This window comes from Paraburkholderia sp. SECH2, assembly GCF_030464795.1.
GTDB lineage: Bacteria > Pseudomonadota > Gammaproteobacteria > Burkholderiales > Burkholderiaceae > Paraburkholderia > Paraburkholderia aspalathi.
The window spans coordinates 45,772-62,372 of the sequence record NZ_JALPRH010000006.1; the positions used below are offsets into that span (position 1 = coordinate 45,772).

At 61.1% G+C, this 16,601-nt stretch carries 14 protein-coding genes and 1 pseudogene; 9 read left to right on the forward strand and 6 right to left on the reverse strand.

Annotated features, from left to right (window positions below; all coding sequences use genetic code 11):
- Positions 1–6 precede the first annotated feature (6 nt).
- Together M0D66_RS13200 and M0D66_RS13205 are read left to right on the forward strand one after the other, a co-directional pair.
- Positions 7–309, forward strand: coding sequence for a hypothetical protein (locus M0D66_RS13200; RefSeq protein ID WP_266210852.1), 303 nt, complete (start codon positions 7–9; stop codon positions 307–309).
- The gene (locus M0D66_RS13205) at positions 306–1,106 is read left to right on the forward strand and encodes a patatin-like phospholipase family protein (RefSeq protein ID WP_266210853.1); all 801 of its coding nucleotides are present in this window, start codon (positions 306–308) and stop codon (positions 1,104–1,106) included. Before M0D66_RS13200 ends, M0D66_RS13205 begins: the two co-directional genes overlap by 4 nt.
- Here M0D66_RS13205 and M0D66_RS13210 read toward each other — a convergent pair.
- Complete coding sequence (locus M0D66_RS13210; RefSeq protein WP_266210854.1) at positions 1,060–1,869, reverse strand: methyltransferase domain-containing protein; 810 nt, start codon at positions 1,867–1,869, stop codon at positions 1,060–1,062. The genes M0D66_RS13205 and M0D66_RS13210 overlap by 47 nt on opposite strands.
- Before the next feature lie 791 nt (positions 1,870–2,660).
- Between M0D66_RS13210 and M0D66_RS13215 the strand changes: the two genes are divergently transcribed.
- Positions 2,661–3,389, forward strand: coding sequence for a cysteine hydrolase family protein (locus M0D66_RS13215; RefSeq protein ID WP_266210855.1), 729 nt, complete (start codon positions 2,661–2,663; stop codon positions 3,387–3,389).
- Between the two features lie 100 nt (positions 3,390–3,489).
- Here the strand turns inward: M0D66_RS13215 and M0D66_RS13220 are convergent, their stop codons facing one another.
- From M0D66_RS13220 to M0D66_RS13240, 5 genes and pseudogenes are all read right to left on the reverse strand, one after another.
- On the reverse strand, positions 3,490–4,365 hold the full coding sequence (locus tag M0D66_RS13220; RefSeq protein ID WP_093633632.1) for a lipid A biosynthesis lauroyl acyltransferase: 876 nt from the start codon (positions 4,363–4,365) through the stop codon (positions 3,490–3,492).
- Positions 4,366–4,379: 14 nt separating this feature from the next.
- Positions 4,380–4,721: a hypothetical protein gene (locus tag M0D66_RS13225; RefSeq protein WP_093633631.1), complete on the reverse strand. Its 342-nt coding sequence runs from the start codon at positions 4,719–4,721 to the stop codon at positions 4,380–4,382.
- A 175-nt stretch (positions 4,722–4,896) separates the two neighbouring features.
- Positions 4,897–5,553, reverse strand: a pseudogene (locus M0D66_RS13230) (VacJ family lipoprotein); the annotation flags it as partial.
- Between the two features lie 375 nt (positions 5,554–5,928).
- Positions 5,929–7,284, reverse strand: coding sequence for a HAMP domain-containing sensor histidine kinase (locus M0D66_RS13235; protein ID WP_211701092.1), 1,356 nt, complete (start codon positions 7,282–7,284; stop codon positions 5,929–5,931).
- Positions 7,271–7,954 carry a response regulator transcription factor gene (locus tag M0D66_RS13240; RefSeq protein ID WP_093633662.1) on the reverse strand — a complete coding sequence of 228 codons (684 nt, stop codon included), beginning with the start codon at positions 7,952–7,954 and terminating at the stop codon, positions 7,271–7,273. Before M0D66_RS13240 ends, M0D66_RS13235 begins: the two co-directional genes overlap by 14 nt.
- A 160-nt stretch (positions 7,955–8,114) precedes the next feature.
- Between M0D66_RS13240 and M0D66_RS13245 the strand changes: the two genes are divergently transcribed.
- The 6 genes from M0D66_RS13245 (at position 8,115) to M0D66_RS13270 (ending at position 16,590) form a co-directional block, all read left to right on the forward strand.
- Complete coding sequence (locus M0D66_RS13245) at positions 8,115–8,792, forward strand: response regulator transcription factor (RefSeq protein WP_154562644.1); 678 nt, start codon at positions 8,115–8,117, stop codon at positions 8,790–8,792.
- 151 nt (positions 8,793–8,943) lie between these two features.
- Complete coding sequence (locus tag M0D66_RS13250; RefSeq protein ID WP_266210856.1) at positions 8,944–10,422, forward strand: efflux transporter outer membrane subunit; 1,479 nt, start codon at positions 8,944–8,946, stop codon at positions 10,420–10,422.
- Entirely contained in the window at positions 10,419–11,630 is a 1,212-nt protein-coding gene (locus M0D66_RS13255; RefSeq protein WP_266210857.1) for an efflux RND transporter periplasmic adaptor subunit, read from the forward strand. The genes M0D66_RS13250 and M0D66_RS13255 overlap by 4 nt, the downstream gene beginning before the upstream one ends.
- Positions 11,627–14,740 (forward strand): efflux RND transporter permease subunit, encoded by a 3,114-nt coding sequence (locus tag M0D66_RS13260; RefSeq protein WP_266210858.1) that lies wholly within the window; start codon positions 11,627–11,629, stop codon positions 14,738–14,740. Before M0D66_RS13255 ends, M0D66_RS13260 begins: the two co-directional genes overlap by 4 nt.
- Before the next feature lie 278 nt (positions 14,741–15,018).
- On the forward strand, positions 15,019–15,168 hold the full coding sequence (locus M0D66_RS13265; RefSeq protein WP_167378331.1) for a hypothetical protein: 150 nt from the start codon (positions 15,019–15,021) through the stop codon (positions 15,166–15,168).
- Between the two features lie 333 nt (positions 15,169–15,501).
- Positions 15,502–16,590, forward strand: a complete 1,089-nt coding sequence (locus M0D66_RS13270) for a hypothetical protein (protein ID WP_211708363.1) — start codon at positions 15,502–15,504, stop codon at positions 16,588–16,590.
- Positions 16,591–16,601 lie beyond the last annotated feature (11 nt).

Sequence of the window (16,601 nt, forward strand, 5' to 3'; positions counted from 1 at the left end):
AACGCTATGAAACGTATCCTCCTGGCCGCCGCCATTTGCGGCGCCCTTTCGGCTTGCGCTGCCGCGCCAACTCAGGCCGACCTTCAGGCGCAGGTTGATCTGCTGTGCCCGACCGCGCAAGCCGAGGTACTGACACTTCAGTCGGTAAGCGCCGAGTTGCCGCCGGACGTGAACGCCGCAGTGTCGACGGCGTCTCCGGTTATCGCGACGGTGTGCGCGCCCGGTTTCCTTGCGACGTCGTCCAACATCGCGACGTTCCTGCCGGCCGTCACGGTGATCGCCGTGCAGTTCGCCGCAAACCGCAAATGAGCCCGATCCGCGTCGCCCTGTCGGGTTCTGGATTCCTGCTCCCGGCGCACGTTGGCGCCCTGCAGGCCGTCGCGGATGCCGGGTTCACTCCGGTAGAGCTGGCTGGTACATCGGGCGGCTCGATCGTCGCCATCCTCGCTGCGACGGAAATGCCGCTCGACGTGATGAAGCAGATCGCGCTGACGCTCGACTGGTCGCCGATGATGTCGGCATCGCTGCTCAATATCCTGCGCGGTAAGTCGCTGTCGTCGGGCGCTCGTCTCCTGGATTTCCTCACCCAGATCACAAAAGGGCTGGAGTTCCGCCAGATGGAAGTCGAGCTGAAGGTGATGGCGTCTAACATCGGCACCAAGCAGCCGTTCGTGTTTAGCAAAGCCACAACGCCCGATACGCCGATCGCGCTGGCGGCGCGCGCGTCTGCCGCGATCCCGGTGATCTATGAGCCGGTCATCATGGGGAACGCAATCCTGTTCGACGGCGGCATGGTGAACAACATGCCCAGCGATATCCTGGTTCGCGACGGAATCCCGCGCATCGGCGTCGACCTGGTATCTGACGAGTCCATCATGCTTCCGGAGGAATACTCGCTGCTCGCCGCAGCACCGCGGTTCATCGACATGCTGCTCGCCTCGAGCGAGGCCGCGCACATCGCTGACGGCGTAGAGTCAGGCGTCCACGTTATCCCGGTGCGGACCGGCTTCGCGTCTAGCCTTGACCGCACGATGTGCCTCGCGACCCGCCAGCGTCTGTTCAGCGTGGGCTATGAGACGACGCTGCTTGTGCTGAAGACCCTTTGATCGCGCTGGCGGCGCGTCGCCCGTAGAACTTCGGCACATCGGCCGCGACCATCGATCCCATGAGCGCCAGTGCCGACGCCCTGCTGCGAACCGGGTCAGGCCATTTGAGCGGCCCGGCGGCGTGCTTCTCCAGCACCACCAGATATTCGAATCCTGAATCGATCAGAAACTGGTCGACAATCCGCAGTCCAATCCCGGATTTCTCAGCGGCGAGCTCCAGAACGTCGCGGAGTGCGAACTCGTCATAGACGTGATAGTGGCTCCGGTCGCCACGCTCGATCCACACGTCAGCCGTGGCCGGGATGACGGGGTCGTCCTCGGGAAAGCCATAGATCGACTGAACCAGTTCGCAGTAGTGGTCCCGTTCCGAAGCCGCGCGGTGGTCGGCATCGAGGTAATCGCGCTCAAAATGGCGACGCGTGGGCGGCCGCCGGCGGAAGTCGAACTGATTGTTGCGATAGTTGGGGAGGGTGATCAGCAACCGGCCCGCTGGCGCGAGAACCCGCAGCCATTCGATCACGGCGCCGACCGGATCGTCGAAGTGCTCAAGCACGTGGTTGGCAATCAGGTAATCCCGCGATGCACTGGGAAATGAGTCTAAGCGCCCACCGTCCGTCAGGTGCGTCACCTTCACCAGTGTATCGATTGGAATGCCGAACTGCACCGACGTCTGCTCGGCCGTCAGGCGGTCGACATATTCGGTCTGGGCCGTTCTAGCGTTGACCTTGGTCGGTACGTTCTGCGCGCCGATCTCGAGCCCCACGCCTCGCAGGCTGCGGCTGGCAATCCTGTTGCGAATAGCGAGGCGGAATCTTACCGAGAGACCATAGATTATGCGAGCGCTGCGCGGCCTCGAAAACATCTCATCCCAGAACGCCCGATCCCACGGCGACGGTTCTACGCCTGGTAGAGCGTGCATGTGTTCGACCAACGCAGAGCGATAAGCACGGAGCATATTTTACCTTCTGGAATTCGCCAGATATTACAATCCCTTCCCGATTCTTGTAAACCAGGCGCCGTACCGTATGCCGTATTTGCCAGCTTTTAGCCAGCATGGCCACGAAGAGTCCCTGTTTATAATGAATTGTAGGGGTTCGAGTCCCCGACACCCATCTTCGAATCCCATCCCCGAACGCCGGTTCGAGTGCCGATCCCGGAATCGAACCATATTTTGCGCTGACTCCCCATTTACTCCCCTCAATACCCATAAATCGTTTGGTGATATAGAAGTTCGAGTCCGGTCCCCGGCACCAAGTTGTATTCCGTCCGATTCCCGGAAATTCCTTGAACCCTCGATGCAGCAATGCTTCGAGGGTTTTTTGTTCCGGCATGTCTCGCAGGGGCAAACATGCGGAATTCAGTTGGTTGCATCGATCACCAAGGCTGACGGATACAGGTGTCGCTGCAACATATTTGGCCGTCGCTTTGACGCATGCCCGTGTTAACCGATATATGCACAATGGCAGCCACGATCAAGTGTCCCGCATGGACGACGTGAATACGTACCGCCGTCGTGACGGGGCGATACGTTCAACCTGAATCGAGGACCCCGGCATGCATGAGTCAATTCCTGCGCAGGTGGCGTTTGAAAGCCTGTCATCGACGATTCCAGACATCGACTTCACGGATTGCACCGCCACGGCGCTAGTCGTGGTCGATGTTCAGTACAGCGACGCTGCGCCCAACCGTGGCTGGGTCAAGGCATGCGAAGCGATAGAGCCCGGTTCGATGCATTACTACCTCGACAGGCTCGAGCGCACGACCATTCCTGCAATTCGCACGTTGCTCGATGCCTTTCGTCGAATGGGAAGACCGGTCATTCACCTTGCAATTGGGTCGGCGTATCGAGATATGCGCGATTGCCCGATACGGTTTCGCGAATGGTCGGGCATGCTGGAAAGGGCCAGCGGCGTCGAGAACTTATGGTGGACGGGAAATCCGGACTATGCGTTCCGCGAGGAGGTCGCCCCTCTGGATGGAGAGACTGTGATTCGCAAGACCACGCAAGGTGCGTTTAACGGTAGTGAAATACAGAACGTCCTGGATCGTATGGGGATCAAAAATCTGGTATTCACTGGCGTGGTGACGAGTTGCTGTGTCGAGACGACAGCACGGGATGCTGCCGACCGGGGTTTCGGCTGCGCGCTGGTTTCAGACGCGTGCGCCGATTGCGATCCGGTCATGCATGATGCCGCGCTCTCTAACTTCGGGCTTTACTTCGGCAAGATTGTGCCCACTGCGGATGACCTCGTCAGGACGTTGACCGAAAAGGGGCGCATGTAGCTGATAACTGGAATCGCTCACACCGACGCTAATAACTGGCGCATTCGTGGGTGGCGCGGTGTGTTTCTGGTCGTTCACCGCAGCTGTCGCAAGCAAAATGTCAGTAGACTGCGGGCATACCTGCCGGGCGGTGTTTGAAGCGCCTGTGGACCCAGTAGTACTGATCGGGAAAGCGCAGGATTTGCCTTTCAAGAAACGCGTTCATCGTGCATGCGTCAAGCGCTTCGCTGTCCGTGGGAAAGTTTTCGAGCGGATCGAAGATCGTCAGCTTATAGCCGCGAAATGCGGGCAATACCTCGGTCACAAAGGGCACCACGCGTGCACCGCCCAATTTGGCGAGGCGTGACACGGAAGTGAGCGTGCAGGCCGGCACACCGAAGAACGGCGCGAACACCGAACCCGTTGTTCCGTGGTCCATGTCCGCCGCCAGCATCACGGGAACGCCTGAGCGCAGCAGCCGGACAACTTGTTTCGCACTTGCGCTGCGCTCAATCATAGCTGCTCCGAACCGTCCCCGTTGACGCCGTGCGAGTTCGCAGACACGCGTGTTCGACATGCGCGTGTACAGCGCGGCGACCGGCAGGCGCGACGAATACAGCATGCAACCTACTTCGATTCCGACGAAGTGAAAGCCCATGAATATTGTGGGCGGTGCGTGCGGATCGTGCAGATCGATGCGACTGTCCATCTCGACCAGTCGCTCGATCGTGCGCAAACTGCCGAACCATTGAAAGCCGCGCTCCAGATAGCTGCGCACAACATGCTGTAAATGGGCGAGCGCGAGTTCTTCGCGCTCGCGCTCGGTCTTCAGCGGAAAGCACAGGCGCAGATTGACGAGCACCACGTGCCTGCGGTGGCTCGGCAGCTTGTACAGCGCGGCGCCAAGCGCATTGCCTGCTCTTGCAACTAGCGCGTACGGCAGAACCGACAGTAGCCGCAGCAAACCGAGCAGCAACCAATAACCGAGACTTTTCATGCTTACACCTGTTGTCAATGGATACATTGATGACCACGCAGTTCGAGGTGCAACTGGACCAGCCACGCAAAGGGGCAGTCATCGGCAATCGATGCCACAAGATCGTGCTTCCCGATCAGTTGAACCTTATGCGCGAGCCTCGCTGCGTCGAACGCTTGCCGCGCACGCCAGCGCAGCGCCAGCATGATCACGGCACCGAGCAGAAAAATGCTGCCCTGGTAAGGCAATGTAGGCGTGCCGTCGTCGAGCAGGCCGAGCAGCGATGCGAAACTGACGCACGGAACGATCGCGATAGCTGTCGAAATCGAAAAGAGCACGAGGTTGGCGCGCACTGCGGTCGCAGTACCGGCTTTCATGGACACGCTCCCACAGTCAGATGAACTCGGCCTTCATGATGGACGCGCATGGCTTACCAGACACTTAACGGTGAGCTGCGCAAACTGTCATGCGTCGGCCATGCAGCTATTGAGGTGAGGGATCTGGGTAGTCCGGTAACTTGTCGGCGTCGGCGGATCTCGTCGAGAGCATGTGGCGCCTCTGCAGGTAGAGGTCGCGAGTGAACGAATAGGGATCGATCGCGGCCTGTGAAAGCAGGTCCGAGGCGCTTAGAAGATCGGCGCGTTTGCTGACAATACGAGTGCCGGTCACCGACGCCTGAACGGCGACTGGCGCGGCCACGAACGGGTTGAGCAGAACGCTTACCGCGACGTCGCTGACATCCCGCACGCTGCTCGGGCCGAACAACGGCATCACCAGGTATGGCCCAATCGGTACGCCATAGTGCGCAAGCGTCAGGCCGAAGTCCTGATGGTGCTTGGGCAAACCCGCAGGCGTCGCCCAGTCGATCAGGCCACCAATCCCCAAGGTGGAGTTGAACGCAAAGCGCACTACATCCTCGCTCGCGTCTGTCGCTTTCAGTTGCAGCAGGTCATTGGCAAAGTTGCCGATATCGCCGAGATTGGAAAAGAAATTCCGGACTGCCGTCTGTACTGGCGTCGGCGTCACCTTCTGATAGGCGGTTGCTACTGGTTTGACCGCGTATCTGTCGACCTTGTCGTTGAACGAGTAGATGGTCCGGTTCATCGGTTCAAGCGGGTCGCCTGCGGTGCGCCCGGGCCCCGTTGCGCATCCCGATGAAAGAAGCACCGTGGTGGCGAGCGCCAGAGTATTCAGATCGCGCCTTTTCATCGGGGGACTCCCGGTACAAAAATGACAAAAGAGGTACTAGCCATACGGCGCTGCGGCCGTGGCGAAGGTCAGTCGATGGCATGGTGTGACCGGAACACTTACCGGCCACTTACTGGCCGCCTGGCGATTACATTGCAGTCCCTTACCGCCAACACAGCATGAATCGTTCTGATTGAAGCAGACGGCGCGATTCGGACGGCAAATGTCCGGTAGGTCGCCCAGCTGCACGATGCGGCTGGCCATGGAGTCCTGGCGTGATGACCGATCAGGTCAAAACGATCTTTTGATACAAACAGATAGCAATGTCAGCAACAAGCAACCGTCGCAACGAAGATTGCGATATCGATGATCGCTAGAAATGGATAAGCCTTTTCACTACTCGGTCGGTTTGTACAACAGGATTTCACATCCGGGTGTCGTGTCCTTGAAACGGATCGACATGCCGTGCATGCCCGCCACCGCCAGCACAAGGCTCAGGCCGAGCCCGCTGCCGGGCGTGTGACGGCTCGCTTCACCGCGATAAAAGCGCCGTAGCACCGCTTGCTGTTCGGCGGGCGCGATACCTGGCCCGTCGTCGGAAACGGTGATGCCTGCGCCGGTCTTGTTGCGGAACACTGTGATCCGCACATGGCCGCCGCGCGGTGCGAACTTGATGGCGTTTTCCACCAGGTTCGCCAATGCCTCGAATAACAGGTTCGGATCGCCCTGGATCTCAAGCGGCCCCGATACCGTTCGCTGCAATTCAAAGGCGATTTGCTTGTCTTCGGCAGTCGGATCGTAGAATTCGAAGACGTCGTCGGCGACAGCGGCCAGATCGACCGTTGCGAAACCCGCACGGCGCACGCCGCTTTCGATTTCCGAAATGCGCAGCAGCGCGTTGAAGGTGCGCAGCAGCCCGCTGGTCTCGATGATGGTTTCATCGATCGCCGCGCGATACTCCGCTTCGGTTTTGGCGCGCCGCTGCGCACGTTCGAGTCCGCCGAGCATCCGGGTGAGCGGCGTGCGCAGATCGTGCGCGATCGCATCGCACACACCCTTGACTTCGTTCATGAGCCGTTCGATTTCGTCGAGCATGCCGTTCACGACGCCTACCAACCGATCCACGTCGTCCCGTTTCGAATGCATCGGCAAACGCCTGCTGAGATTGCCGGCGACGATTTCTTCGATCGAGGCGGTCACCGCGTCGAGCCGCCGCATCGCCGAAATGCCGATCAGGCTCGCGCCGACGAGGCCGATCACGAGCGTGATCATGGCGGTGGAAAGCAGCGCGTGCAGCAGTTCCTCGTCGAAGTGGTCGAGTTCGCGGGTGTTCTGGCATTGCAACGCGATGCGGCTATCCGGCACGCGCGCGGCAATGCATCGGCCGGGCGGGTGGCCGGGCAGCTTCGCGAGCCGCATGGAAAACGGTTGGTCGAACACGGGGATAGCCGGTTGATCTCCCGCGTAGCCGCCGGCAAGATGTTTTCCGGCAGCGTCGAACAGACCGAACGGGCGCTGGTGGCGCGGATCGAACTGGTTTTGATGTTCGAATCGCGCCACCAGTTCGTCCGGCTCTTCGCGTGTCAACTGTGCGTGCTCGCGCATCAGCCAGTCGTCGATGCGTTCCTGTTCGAAGCCGGTGATCTCGCGGTACAGGTAACCGAACAACAGTATCGCGATCACGCCGAACAGCATCAGGAACAGCGTGGCGAGGCGAAAGCCGGTGGTGCGATGCAGGTCAGTCAGGCGCATGGAGCATGTACCCCGAACCGCGCACGGTATCGATCATCGGAGCCGTCCCGTCCGGGTCTAGCTTCTTTCTCAGGCGACTGATATGCACGTCGATCACATTGGTCCGCTCGTCGAGCCGGTAATCCCACACCGCCTCGAACAGCATGGTGCGGCTCACCACCTGGCCCTCATGCTGCATCAGGTATTCGAGCAGCCGGTATTCGCGCGGCAAGAGCGACACCGGACGGCCGGCGCAGCTCACTTCGCGCTTTAGCGGGTCGAGACGCAATGGACCGACCTGATATTCCTGCACACCGGGCGCCGCTTCGCGCCGGCGCATCAGCGCGTCGAGCCGTGCGGTCAGCTCGATGAATTCGAACGGCTTGGTCAGATAGTCGTCGCCGCCGGCGCGCAAGCCGCGCACGCGTTCGTCGACCGCGGACAGGGCGCTCAGAATCAATACTGGCGTGACCACGCCGGCGCTGCGCAACGCCGCCAGCATGCCGAGCCCTTCGAGGCCACCCGGCAACATGCGATCGAGCACGATGGCGTCATAACTGTTGGCGACCGCGAGCATCAAACCGTCACGGCCCGTGCTCGCGGCCTGCACCTTGCAGCCGTGATCGGTGAGCGCTTCAACGATCTCCGCGAGGGTTTGCTCGTCGTCCTCGACGACCAATACATTCGACATGCCTTTTTCCAGAAGTGCGCGCGTGTCGAACGCACGCGAACCGCGCCGTTTACACTACGCTCGTACCTGCGATGTTCGCAGTATGCCGCGTGAAGCCGCACAGGCGTTTCGCGCCAACATGAAAAATTTTTAATGTAAGTCCTCATTGTCTGATTAGCGCATGCGAGTCCTTCTGATCGAAGACGATACGCGCGCCAGCCATTTCCTGGCGCGCGGGTTGAGCGAGAGCGGTCTCATTGTCGACGCGGTGGCCGACGGTGCGACCGGGCTTGCGTACGCGCGCGAGGGCATCTACGACGTGATTGTGACTGATCGGCTTTTGCCGGCGCTCGATGGCATCGCCCTCGTGCAGCAATTGCGCGCAGGCGGCGATACCACGCCGGTGCTGATGCTGTCCGCGGTCGGCGGGTTGAACGAGCGCGTGGAGGGCATCCGCGCCGGTTGCGACGACTATCTTGTGAAGCCGTATGCCTTCGTCGAAGTGCTGGCGAGAATCGAGGCGCTCGCACGGCGCGCGGATCGCAGCAGGATGAGCGAGCGGCTCGAATGCGCGGATCTGATGCTCGACACGCGGGCGCGAACCGCGACGCGCGGCGGCCGCGATCTACGCCTGCAGCACCGCGAATTCCTGTTGCTCGAATGTCTGGCGCGACGCGAAGGGCAGGTCGTCACGCGCAGCATGCTGCTCGAGGCGGCGTGGAATTACGATTTCGAACCGCGTGGCAATATCATCGATATGCACATGCATCGCTTGCGGGCGAAGGTGGATCGCGATTTTCCGGTGGCGCTGATTCATACCGTGGTGGGTGCGGGTTATGTGCTGAACCCGGCACCTTAGCAGGTGCTTTGCGGCGACCTGGACGGCCTCGTGGATACGCGCTCCGACGGCGTGTTGCGGCGCATTAAATTTTTTTCATTATTGGGCGAAAGCGCCGACAGGACCCGCTGACTACTCTGGCGACATTCCCATGTTGCCGGAGTGTTCTCCAATGTCAGGGCTGTCCCGTCCGGCGCCTTTTTCGCGCGTCGTCAGTCCTCGTGCGCCTCATCGGGCCCTGCGTGCTGCCGCATGTGCCGCTTGCGCACTCGGCGTCGCGGTTCTGGCTGGGTGCTCGCTCGTGCCGGCCTATCAGCGGCCGGTTGCGCCGCTCGCGCAGCGCTTCGACGGCGCGGCGAATGCTTCGCTCGCCGATACCGTTCCTGTAAAGAGCGGCTGGTGGCGCGAATATCACGACCCCGCGCTCGATGCGCTGGTCGATCGCAGTCTGCAAAACAACTTCACGCTGGCGTCCGCCATCGCGAGCGTAGAGCAGGCGCGCGGCAACGCCGAAAAGGCCGGGGCGCTGCAGTATCCGTCGCTGACGCTCGGCGCCACTTTCGACCGCGCTCACCAAGGCCGTGGCTCGACCACCAAAACCCAAAGCCTGTTCGCCGAAGCAAGTTACGAGGTAGATTTCTGGGGCTTCAACGCCGCCAACGCCAGCGCGGCCGACCTGCTTGCGCGCGCGTCCGAATTCGATCGCGATACAGTGGCGTTGACGCTGACCGCGTCGGTGGCGGACACGTATTTCCAGGTGCAGGGCCTGCGCCGCCGTCTGGCGATCGCACGGTCCATCTCGGACGATGCCGCGCACATTCTGCAATTGTTGCTCGCGCAACAGGAGGCGGGCGTCGCGACCGAGCTGCAGGTGCAGCAGCAGCGCAATGCGCTCGCCACCTTCCAGGCGGCGGTGCCGGCGCTGCAACAGCAACTGGACACCAACATGCATGCGCTCGCCGTGCTGGTGGGCACCGCGCCTGAGCAGTTCACGGTCAACGACACCGCGCTCGCCGGTATCGCCATTCCCCAGCCGCGTCCGAATCTGCCGGCCGGCCTGCTGGAAACACGCCCCGACATCCGCTCGAAAGAAGCACAGTTGCAGTCGGCCAATGAGAGCGTCGGCGCGGCGCGCGCGGCCTTTCTGCCGAACATCGTGCTGACCGCCGACGGTGGGCTCAGCAGCAAGTCCCTTTCGCATTTCCTGTCGAGTCCGTTTGCGAGCCTCGCCACGTCACTGGCCGCGCCGCTGTTCGACGGCGGCGCGTTGCGCGGCCAGTTGCACGCAAGCCAGGCCGCCGAAGCCAAGGGCGTCGCCGATTACCGGCAGGCCGTGATCACTGCGCTGCAGGACGTCGAAGACTCGCTCTCGGCGGCGCAACAGCAGCAGCTCGCGGAGGCCGCCGACCAGACCGCCGCCGACGCTGCCCGCAAAGCCGCCACGCTCGCGCAAGCCCAATACGAGCTGGGTACCGTCGATTTTCTGACCGTACTCGACGCCCAACGCACGCTCTATCAAGCCGAAGACACGCTGGTGCAGGCGCGGCTCGCGCGCCTGCAAGCTTCGGTGAGCCTGTTTCGCGCGTTCGGCGGCGGCTTCGGCGTGACCGATAGCAGCACCGCTTCCACTTCTACGCCTTCCCGCTCATGAATCCTGCTGATAGTCCGAATTACGAGGCGCCTCGCGCGCGCCGTCGCGCGCCGCTCGTGGTGGCGTTCGCTGTCCTTGTGGTGATTCTTGTCGCGTGGTTATGGCCGAGGCATCCGGCCGTGAAGCCCGCAGCTGCGGTGCCGGTCAACGCCGGTCATCCGGTGAACCGGGATTTTCCGATTCGCGTGGCTGCGGTGGGTACGGTCCTCGCGCTCAATACCGTGGACGTCAAAGTGCGTGTGGATGGCCAGTTGCAGCGCGTGTCCTTCACTGAAGGGCAGGACGTGAAGGCAGGGCAGTTGCTCGCCCAACTCGACCAGGGTCCGCTCACTGCGCAATTGCATCAAGCGGAAGCGGCGCAACGCAAGGACCAGGCCTCGCTCGATAACGCGAAGCTCGATCTCGCCCGTTACTCGAAGCTCGTCGGCATTGGCGCGGCGACCACCCAGGCCGTGGACACCGCGAGGGCGCAAGTCGAAGCGCTCGCCGCTACTGTAGCGGCAGACGCAGCACTGGTGCAGAGCGATCGCCTGCAACTAAGCTTCACCACGCTATTCGCGCCTTTCACCGGCCGCGTCGGCGCGCGCGAGGCCGACATCGGCGCGATCGTGCATCCCACCGACACGACCGGTATCGTCACCGTCACGCAAATGGAGCCGATTACCGTGCTGTTCTCCGTGCCGCAAGACGTGCTCCCCGACTTGCTCGCCAATCAGGCGGGCGCACCGTTGGCGGTGAACGTCACCACGCGTTCCGGCAGCACCGCGCTCGCCGACGGTACGCTAGTGTTCATCGACAGTACGGTCGACCCCACCACCGGTCAGATCAAACTCAAGGCTTCCTTCACCAACAAGGATCGCAAGCTGTGGCCGGGCGAACTGGTGAATGCGCGCGTGCTGTTGCGTACCGATACGCAGCGGGTCGCCGTGCCGAGCCGCGCGGTGGTGAACACGCAGAATGGCACGCAGTTATACGTGGTCAACGCGAATGGCGCGGCGCAGATGCGTCCGGTGAAAATCGGCGTGACGGTCGACGGAATGACGGAAATTCGCAGCGGTGTCGCGCCCGCGGATCTCGTTGTATTCGATGGACAAAGCCGTTTGAACCCAGGTGTGCATGTGGCGGCCACCACGGTGCCGGCGGTGGCCCAGGCACCGGTCAACGGAGACTCGGCGGGCAGTCAGGCTAACCAGGACAATCCGTCATGAGCCTGATGGGACGGTTCATCGAACGGCGCATTGCGACCAGTTTTCTTGCCATCGCGGTGCTGCTGGCGGGTGCGGTGGCGTACTTCATGCTGCCGGTCGCGCCCTTGCCACAAGTCGATTTCCCGACCATCCAGGTCGTGGCGAAGTTGCCAGGTGCAAGCGCCGAGACCATGGCGACTTCGGTAGCGACGCCGCTCGAACGACAACTCTCGCTGATCGCGGGTATCACGCAGATGACGTCGTCAAGCTCGCTGGGTACCACCAACATCGCCGTGCAGTTCGATCTGTCGCGCGACATCAACGGCGCGGCGCAGGATGTGCAGACAGCGATCAATGCGGCGGGCGGCACCCTACCGAAGAATCTGCCGAATCCGCCGACCTATGAAAAGGTCAACCCGGCGGACTTCACCTTGCTGTCACTCGCGCTAACGTCGCCATCGCTCACGCTTACGCAACTCGACAGCTACGCAGAGGACTATCTGGCGCAGCAGATCTCGCAGTTGCCAGGCGTGGGTCTCGTCGATTTCCACGGCGAGCAGCGGCCCGCCGTGCGTATTCAGCTCGATCCCGACAAGCTCACCGCACGCGGCCTCACGCTGGAAGACGTGCGCTCGATCGTCGGCTTGCAGACGGTGAATGCACCCAAGGGCAGCCTGAACGGGCCGGATCGCTCGGTGATTTTCAATGCCACCGACCAGATCACGACCGCCTCGGCGTATCGCGATCTGGTGGTCGCGTACAAGAACGGCGCGCCGATTCGCCTATCCGATCTCGGCACCGTTCTGAACGCCGCCGAAGACAACCAGCAGGCCGCATGGCTTCAGCACGAACGCGCGATCATCCTCGATATTCACAAGCAGCCTGGCTACAACGTCGTGCAGACGATCGCCAACATCAAGGCAAAGCTGCCAGCACTCGAAGCGACGCTGCCCGCCGCCGCGCATTTGAATGTAGTGGGCGATCGCACGCAAACCATCAATGCGTCGGTGCACGACGTGCAGTTCACGCTGATGCTGACGGTCGCACTCGTCGTGATGGTCATCTTCTCGTTTCTGCGCAACGTGTGGGCGACGATTATCCCGAGCCTGACGATTCCTTTGTCGCTGGTCGCTACGTTCGGCGTGATGTATCTGCTCGGCTATAGCCTAGACAATCTGTCGCTGATGGGGTTGACCATCGCGGTGGGCTTCGTGGTGGACGATGCGATTGTCGTGATCGAAAACGTGATGCGGCATGTCGAAGAAGGCGTGCCGCGCATGAAAGCCGCGCTGCTCGGCGTAATGGAAGTGCGCTTCACCATTATTTCGATGACGATCTCGCTGATCGCGGTGTTCATTCCGATCCTGTTGATGGGCGGCATTGTCGGACGCCTGTTCCGCGAATTCGCGGTGACAGTGAGCGCGGCGATCCTGATGTCGGCGTTGGTCTCGCTGACCGTCACGCCGATGCTATGCGGCTGGCTGATACGTTTGCCTGAGCCGGATGACACAGGGCGGATGCGCAAGCTCGAAGCCTGGCTCGAACGAGGCTTTGTCGCGGTGGAGCGGCGTTACGAGCGAGGTCTCGATTGGGTGTTGAATTGGCCGAAACTGATGCTTGGCGTGACGATTGCGACGATCGTCGCGACGATCGCGCTGTTTGTCGTGATCCCGAAGGGCTTCTTCCCGCAGGAAGACTCCGGGTTGATCATGGGTGTCGCGCAGGCCGCGCCAGACATCTCCCCGCGTGCGATGTCTCTGAAAATGCAGCAACTGGGCAATATCATCGAAGCCGATCCCGCGGTCGATAACGTTTACTACTGGATGGGCGCGAATCCGACCGTGAGCCAGGGCCGCGTGATGATCAACCTGAAGGCGTTCGGTCAGCGCAAGGACAGCGCCGCGCAGGTGCTCAATCGTCTGAAGCCGCAGTTAGCGAAGGTGATGGGCATTTCATTGTCGATGCAGGTCCGCCAGGATATTCAGGTAGGTGGCCGTATCAGCGCCGCGCAGTATCAGTACACGCTGCAGGACCCCGATATCAGTGAACTCAATCATTGGGCTGGCGTGCTGACCGACAAGCTGTCGAAGCTGCCGCAACTCGCAGACGTCACTTCGGATCAGCAAGCTGCCGCGACCAGCGCGACGCTCGTGATCGACCGCAGTACCGCCTCGCGCTTCGGCATTACCGCGCAAGCCATCGACGACACGCTGTACGACGCATTCGGCCAACGGCAGATTGCCACGCTGTTCACGCAGCTGAATCAGTACCACGTCGTCGAGGAAGTCGATCCGAGCTTCCAGTTGACCACCGATGCGCTCGCGCATCTCTACGTTCGTTCGCCGCTGACGAACGAACTGGTGCCGCTCAATACGCTGGCGAAAATCGAAAACAACGTGTCGCCGATTTCGGTGAATCACCAGGGGCTGTTCCCGGCTGTGACGATCTCGTTCAATCTGGCGCCGGGGCAATCGCTCGGCAATGCCGTGACGGCGATTCATCAGGCCGAAAGCGCGGCAGGCAAACCCGACAGCTTGACGGGGTCGTTTCAGGGCACAGCGCAGGCGTTTCAGGCCTCTCTTGCCAGTGAACCGTATCTGATCGCGGCCGCGCTCGTCGTGGTGTATCTGATCCTCGGCATCCTGTACGAAAGCGCGATTCACCCGCTCACCATTATTTCGACGCTGCCTTCGGCGGGTGTGGGCGCATTGCTCGCGCTAATGCTGTGCGGCCAGGATCTCTCCATCATGGGGATGATTGGCATCATCCTGCTGATCGGTATTGTGAAGAAGAACGCGATCATGATGATCGACTTCGCTCTGGTGGCCGAGCGTGAGCAAGGCCTATCGCCGCGCGAGGCGATCCGTCAGGCGTGCGTACTGCGCTTCCGGCCGATCATGATGACGACGCTTGCCGCGCTGTTTGGCGCACTGCCGCTTGCGCTTGGGTCTGGCGCGGGCGCGGAACTGCGTGTCCCGCTCGGCATCGCGATTGTCGGCGGCCTGATCGTTTCGCAGATGCTGACGCTCTTCACGACGCCGGTTGTGCACCTGTGGTTCGACCGTTTGTCGCATTGGCTGGCGGAGCGGCGCGCGAAAGGCGATATGTTCGAGCGCGAATCGATAGGTTGAGCGCGGTCGGCAGCGTAACTGCCAGTGCTCGACTGCTGGCGCGCTCTTCCATGCTCAGCGTGCCATCCCAGCACGCATTTCAATTCTGTTGGACCGCCGCCGATCCGGCGTGACGGTCCCTACCTTCAGGCTGAACTCCCGGGGGGCGTTAATGCACTTTGTTTGCGACCTCCTTGGCGAGCAGGCGTTGCGCCTGTTGATCGCCCTTTCCTGCTTCCTGCGCGGTCTGAACTGACGTCTCGCTTGCTTCGGCCAACAAAGCACGTGCGGCGCTGCTGATGTTGACCGTATACGACGACGCTGACGAAGCGGACGTGCTGGTGCTCGACCCCGTAGCCGACGAAGCGCTCGTGCTCGATGCCGGCGCGCTCGACGCTGAACCCGATGTCGACGCGGCGGATGAGGCCGGCGCTTGTGCGGTGCTTTGACCGACTGCCTGAATGGACATTCAAATCTCCCAGTAGAAAAACGTGTGTACTGCGTTCTGTCTATCGGCCTCGATTCGGAGTGCTTGAGCAGTATATTTTTTCAAAATTTCCATCTTCTTAAGGATCTCATAAGGAGAATTAAGAAAAGGCCAAAAGAGAGTGTTGATAGAGGCGTCCCTTTCTTAAGGTTGGCATAAGGTTTCTCATCGCATTGCGAGCCGTCACCATTCAGTCATCCGCGCATGTTTTTATCTATTACGTTTAATCACCGGCTACCTCGCAAATGTCGGTATCCCTGCCTTCCACCCCGTATAAATGTTTCAGGAGATAAACATGCCGAGCGTTCGATCTGTTCACGCAGTAAGCCGCATTTTTAGCCGCACCGCGCTCGCGTTCACCGCTCTCTGTTTCGCGGCCGGGAGTGCCGACGCGCAAACCTCGGCGAAGCCGATCGTCACTCCGGGTTTTAGCCTGACTGTGTTCGCAGCGGGTTCCGGCGGGTTGATGAGCGCACCGGATTCACTGGCCGTACTCGATGGTCACGTTTGGGTCGGCTATGCGAACAACGGCGCCCCCGACGGCTCGAATGGCGCGATGAGCGCGATTGTTGAATACTCGTCAGACGGCAGTGTCGTGAAGACTTACCAGGTCGCGGGACACAACGATGGCCTGAAGGTCAATCCGTACACGCGAGAGATCTGGGCGATGCAGAATGAGGATGCGAATCCAAACCTCGTCATCATCAATCCCTCAACCGGCCAGGCATCCAAACCGTATTCCTTTGGCAAGACGCTGCACGGCGGCGGTTACGACGACATCGTGTTCAAGGACGGCCAGGCCTACTTCAGCGCGTCCAATCCCACCCTTAACAGTAGCGGCAAGAATATGGGGCCCGCGATTGTCCGCGTTGTGCACCTTGATGCAAACACCTACACGATCGACGTCACTCCGGTAATGCGCGGCACACTGGACGCCAGCAACATTCCGTTTGGCACGGTGGCAACCCTCAACCTGACCGATCCGGATTCGATGACGTTGACGCCGTCGGGTGATGTGCTGCTCGATGATCAGGGAGATGGTCAGCTTGTCTTGTTGCGCTTGTCGGGCGATGAGCCGCGAGTGCAATATCTTCCGCTTCTCGGCAACGTGCAGGTTGACGACACGGTATTCGCCACTGCGCGACGGGGCTATCTGCTCGTGTCCGATACGAAGGCGAACGTGGTGTACAAGATTAGTGCCAATGTCTGGCAGCGCGACGAGGCGTTCTCCGCATCAACGGGCGTGGCCGCTACGAGTAGCACGCCGACGGTGCCGGCTTATGTAGGCCAACTTGATTTGCGTAGCGGGGCAGTCCTTCCTCTGGTGACCAATCTGGCCAGTCCGCACGGCATGGCCTTTGTACCGACAGACGACCAGCAGTAACGGCCGTGTGT

Bases quoted from the DNA above. Each gene is read 5' to 3' on its own strand.
- M0D66_RS13220 (WP_093633632.1), bottom strand. From the start codon at position 4,365: ATGAAAAGTCTCGGTTATTGGTTGCTGCTCGGTTTGCTGCGGCTACTG.
- M0D66_RS13255 (WP_266210857.1), top strand. From the start codon at position 10,419: ATGAATCCTGCTGATAGTCCGAATTACGAGGCGCCTCGCGCGCGCCGT.
- M0D66_RS13235 (WP_211701092.1), bottom strand. From the start codon at position 7,284: ATGCGCCTGACTGACCTGCATCGCACCACCGGCTTTCGCCTCGCCACG.
- M0D66_RS13240 (WP_093633662.1), bottom strand. From the start codon at position 7,954: ATGTCGAATGTATTGGTCGTCGAGGACGACGAGCAAACCCTCGCGGAG.
- M0D66_RS13200 (WP_266210852.1), top strand. From the start codon at position 7: ATGAAACGTATCCTCCTGGCCGCCGCCATTTGCGGCGCCCTTTCGGCT.
- M0D66_RS13225 (WP_093633631.1), bottom strand. From the start codon at position 4,721: ATGAAAGCCGGTACTGCGACCGCAGTGCGCGCCAACCTCGTGCTCTTT.
- M0D66_RS13260 (WP_266210858.1), top strand. From the start codon at position 11,627: ATGAGCCTGATGGGACGGTTCATCGAACGGCGCATTGCGACCAGTTTT.
- M0D66_RS13215 (WP_266210855.1), top strand. From the start codon at position 2,661: ATGCATGAGTCAATTCCTGCGCAGGTGGCGTTTGAAAGCCTGTCATCG.
- M0D66_RS13250 (WP_266210856.1), top strand. From the start codon at position 8,944: ATGTCAGGGCTGTCCCGTCCGGCGCCTTTTTCGCGCGTCGTCAGTCCT.
- M0D66_RS13245 (WP_154562644.1), top strand. From the start codon at position 8,115: ATGCGAGTCCTTCTGATCGAAGACGATACGCGCGCCAGCCATTTCCTG.
- M0D66_RS13205 (WP_266210853.1), top strand. From the start codon at position 306: ATGAGCCCGATCCGCGTCGCCCTGTCGGGTTCTGGATTCCTGCTCCCG.
- M0D66_RS13270 (WP_211708363.1), top strand. From the start codon at position 15,502: ATGCCGAGCGTTCGATCTGTTCACGCAGTAAGCCGCATTTTTAGCCGC.
- M0D66_RS13265 (WP_167378331.1), top strand. From the start codon at position 15,019: ATGTTGACCGTATACGACGACGCTGACGAAGCGGACGTGCTGGTGCTC.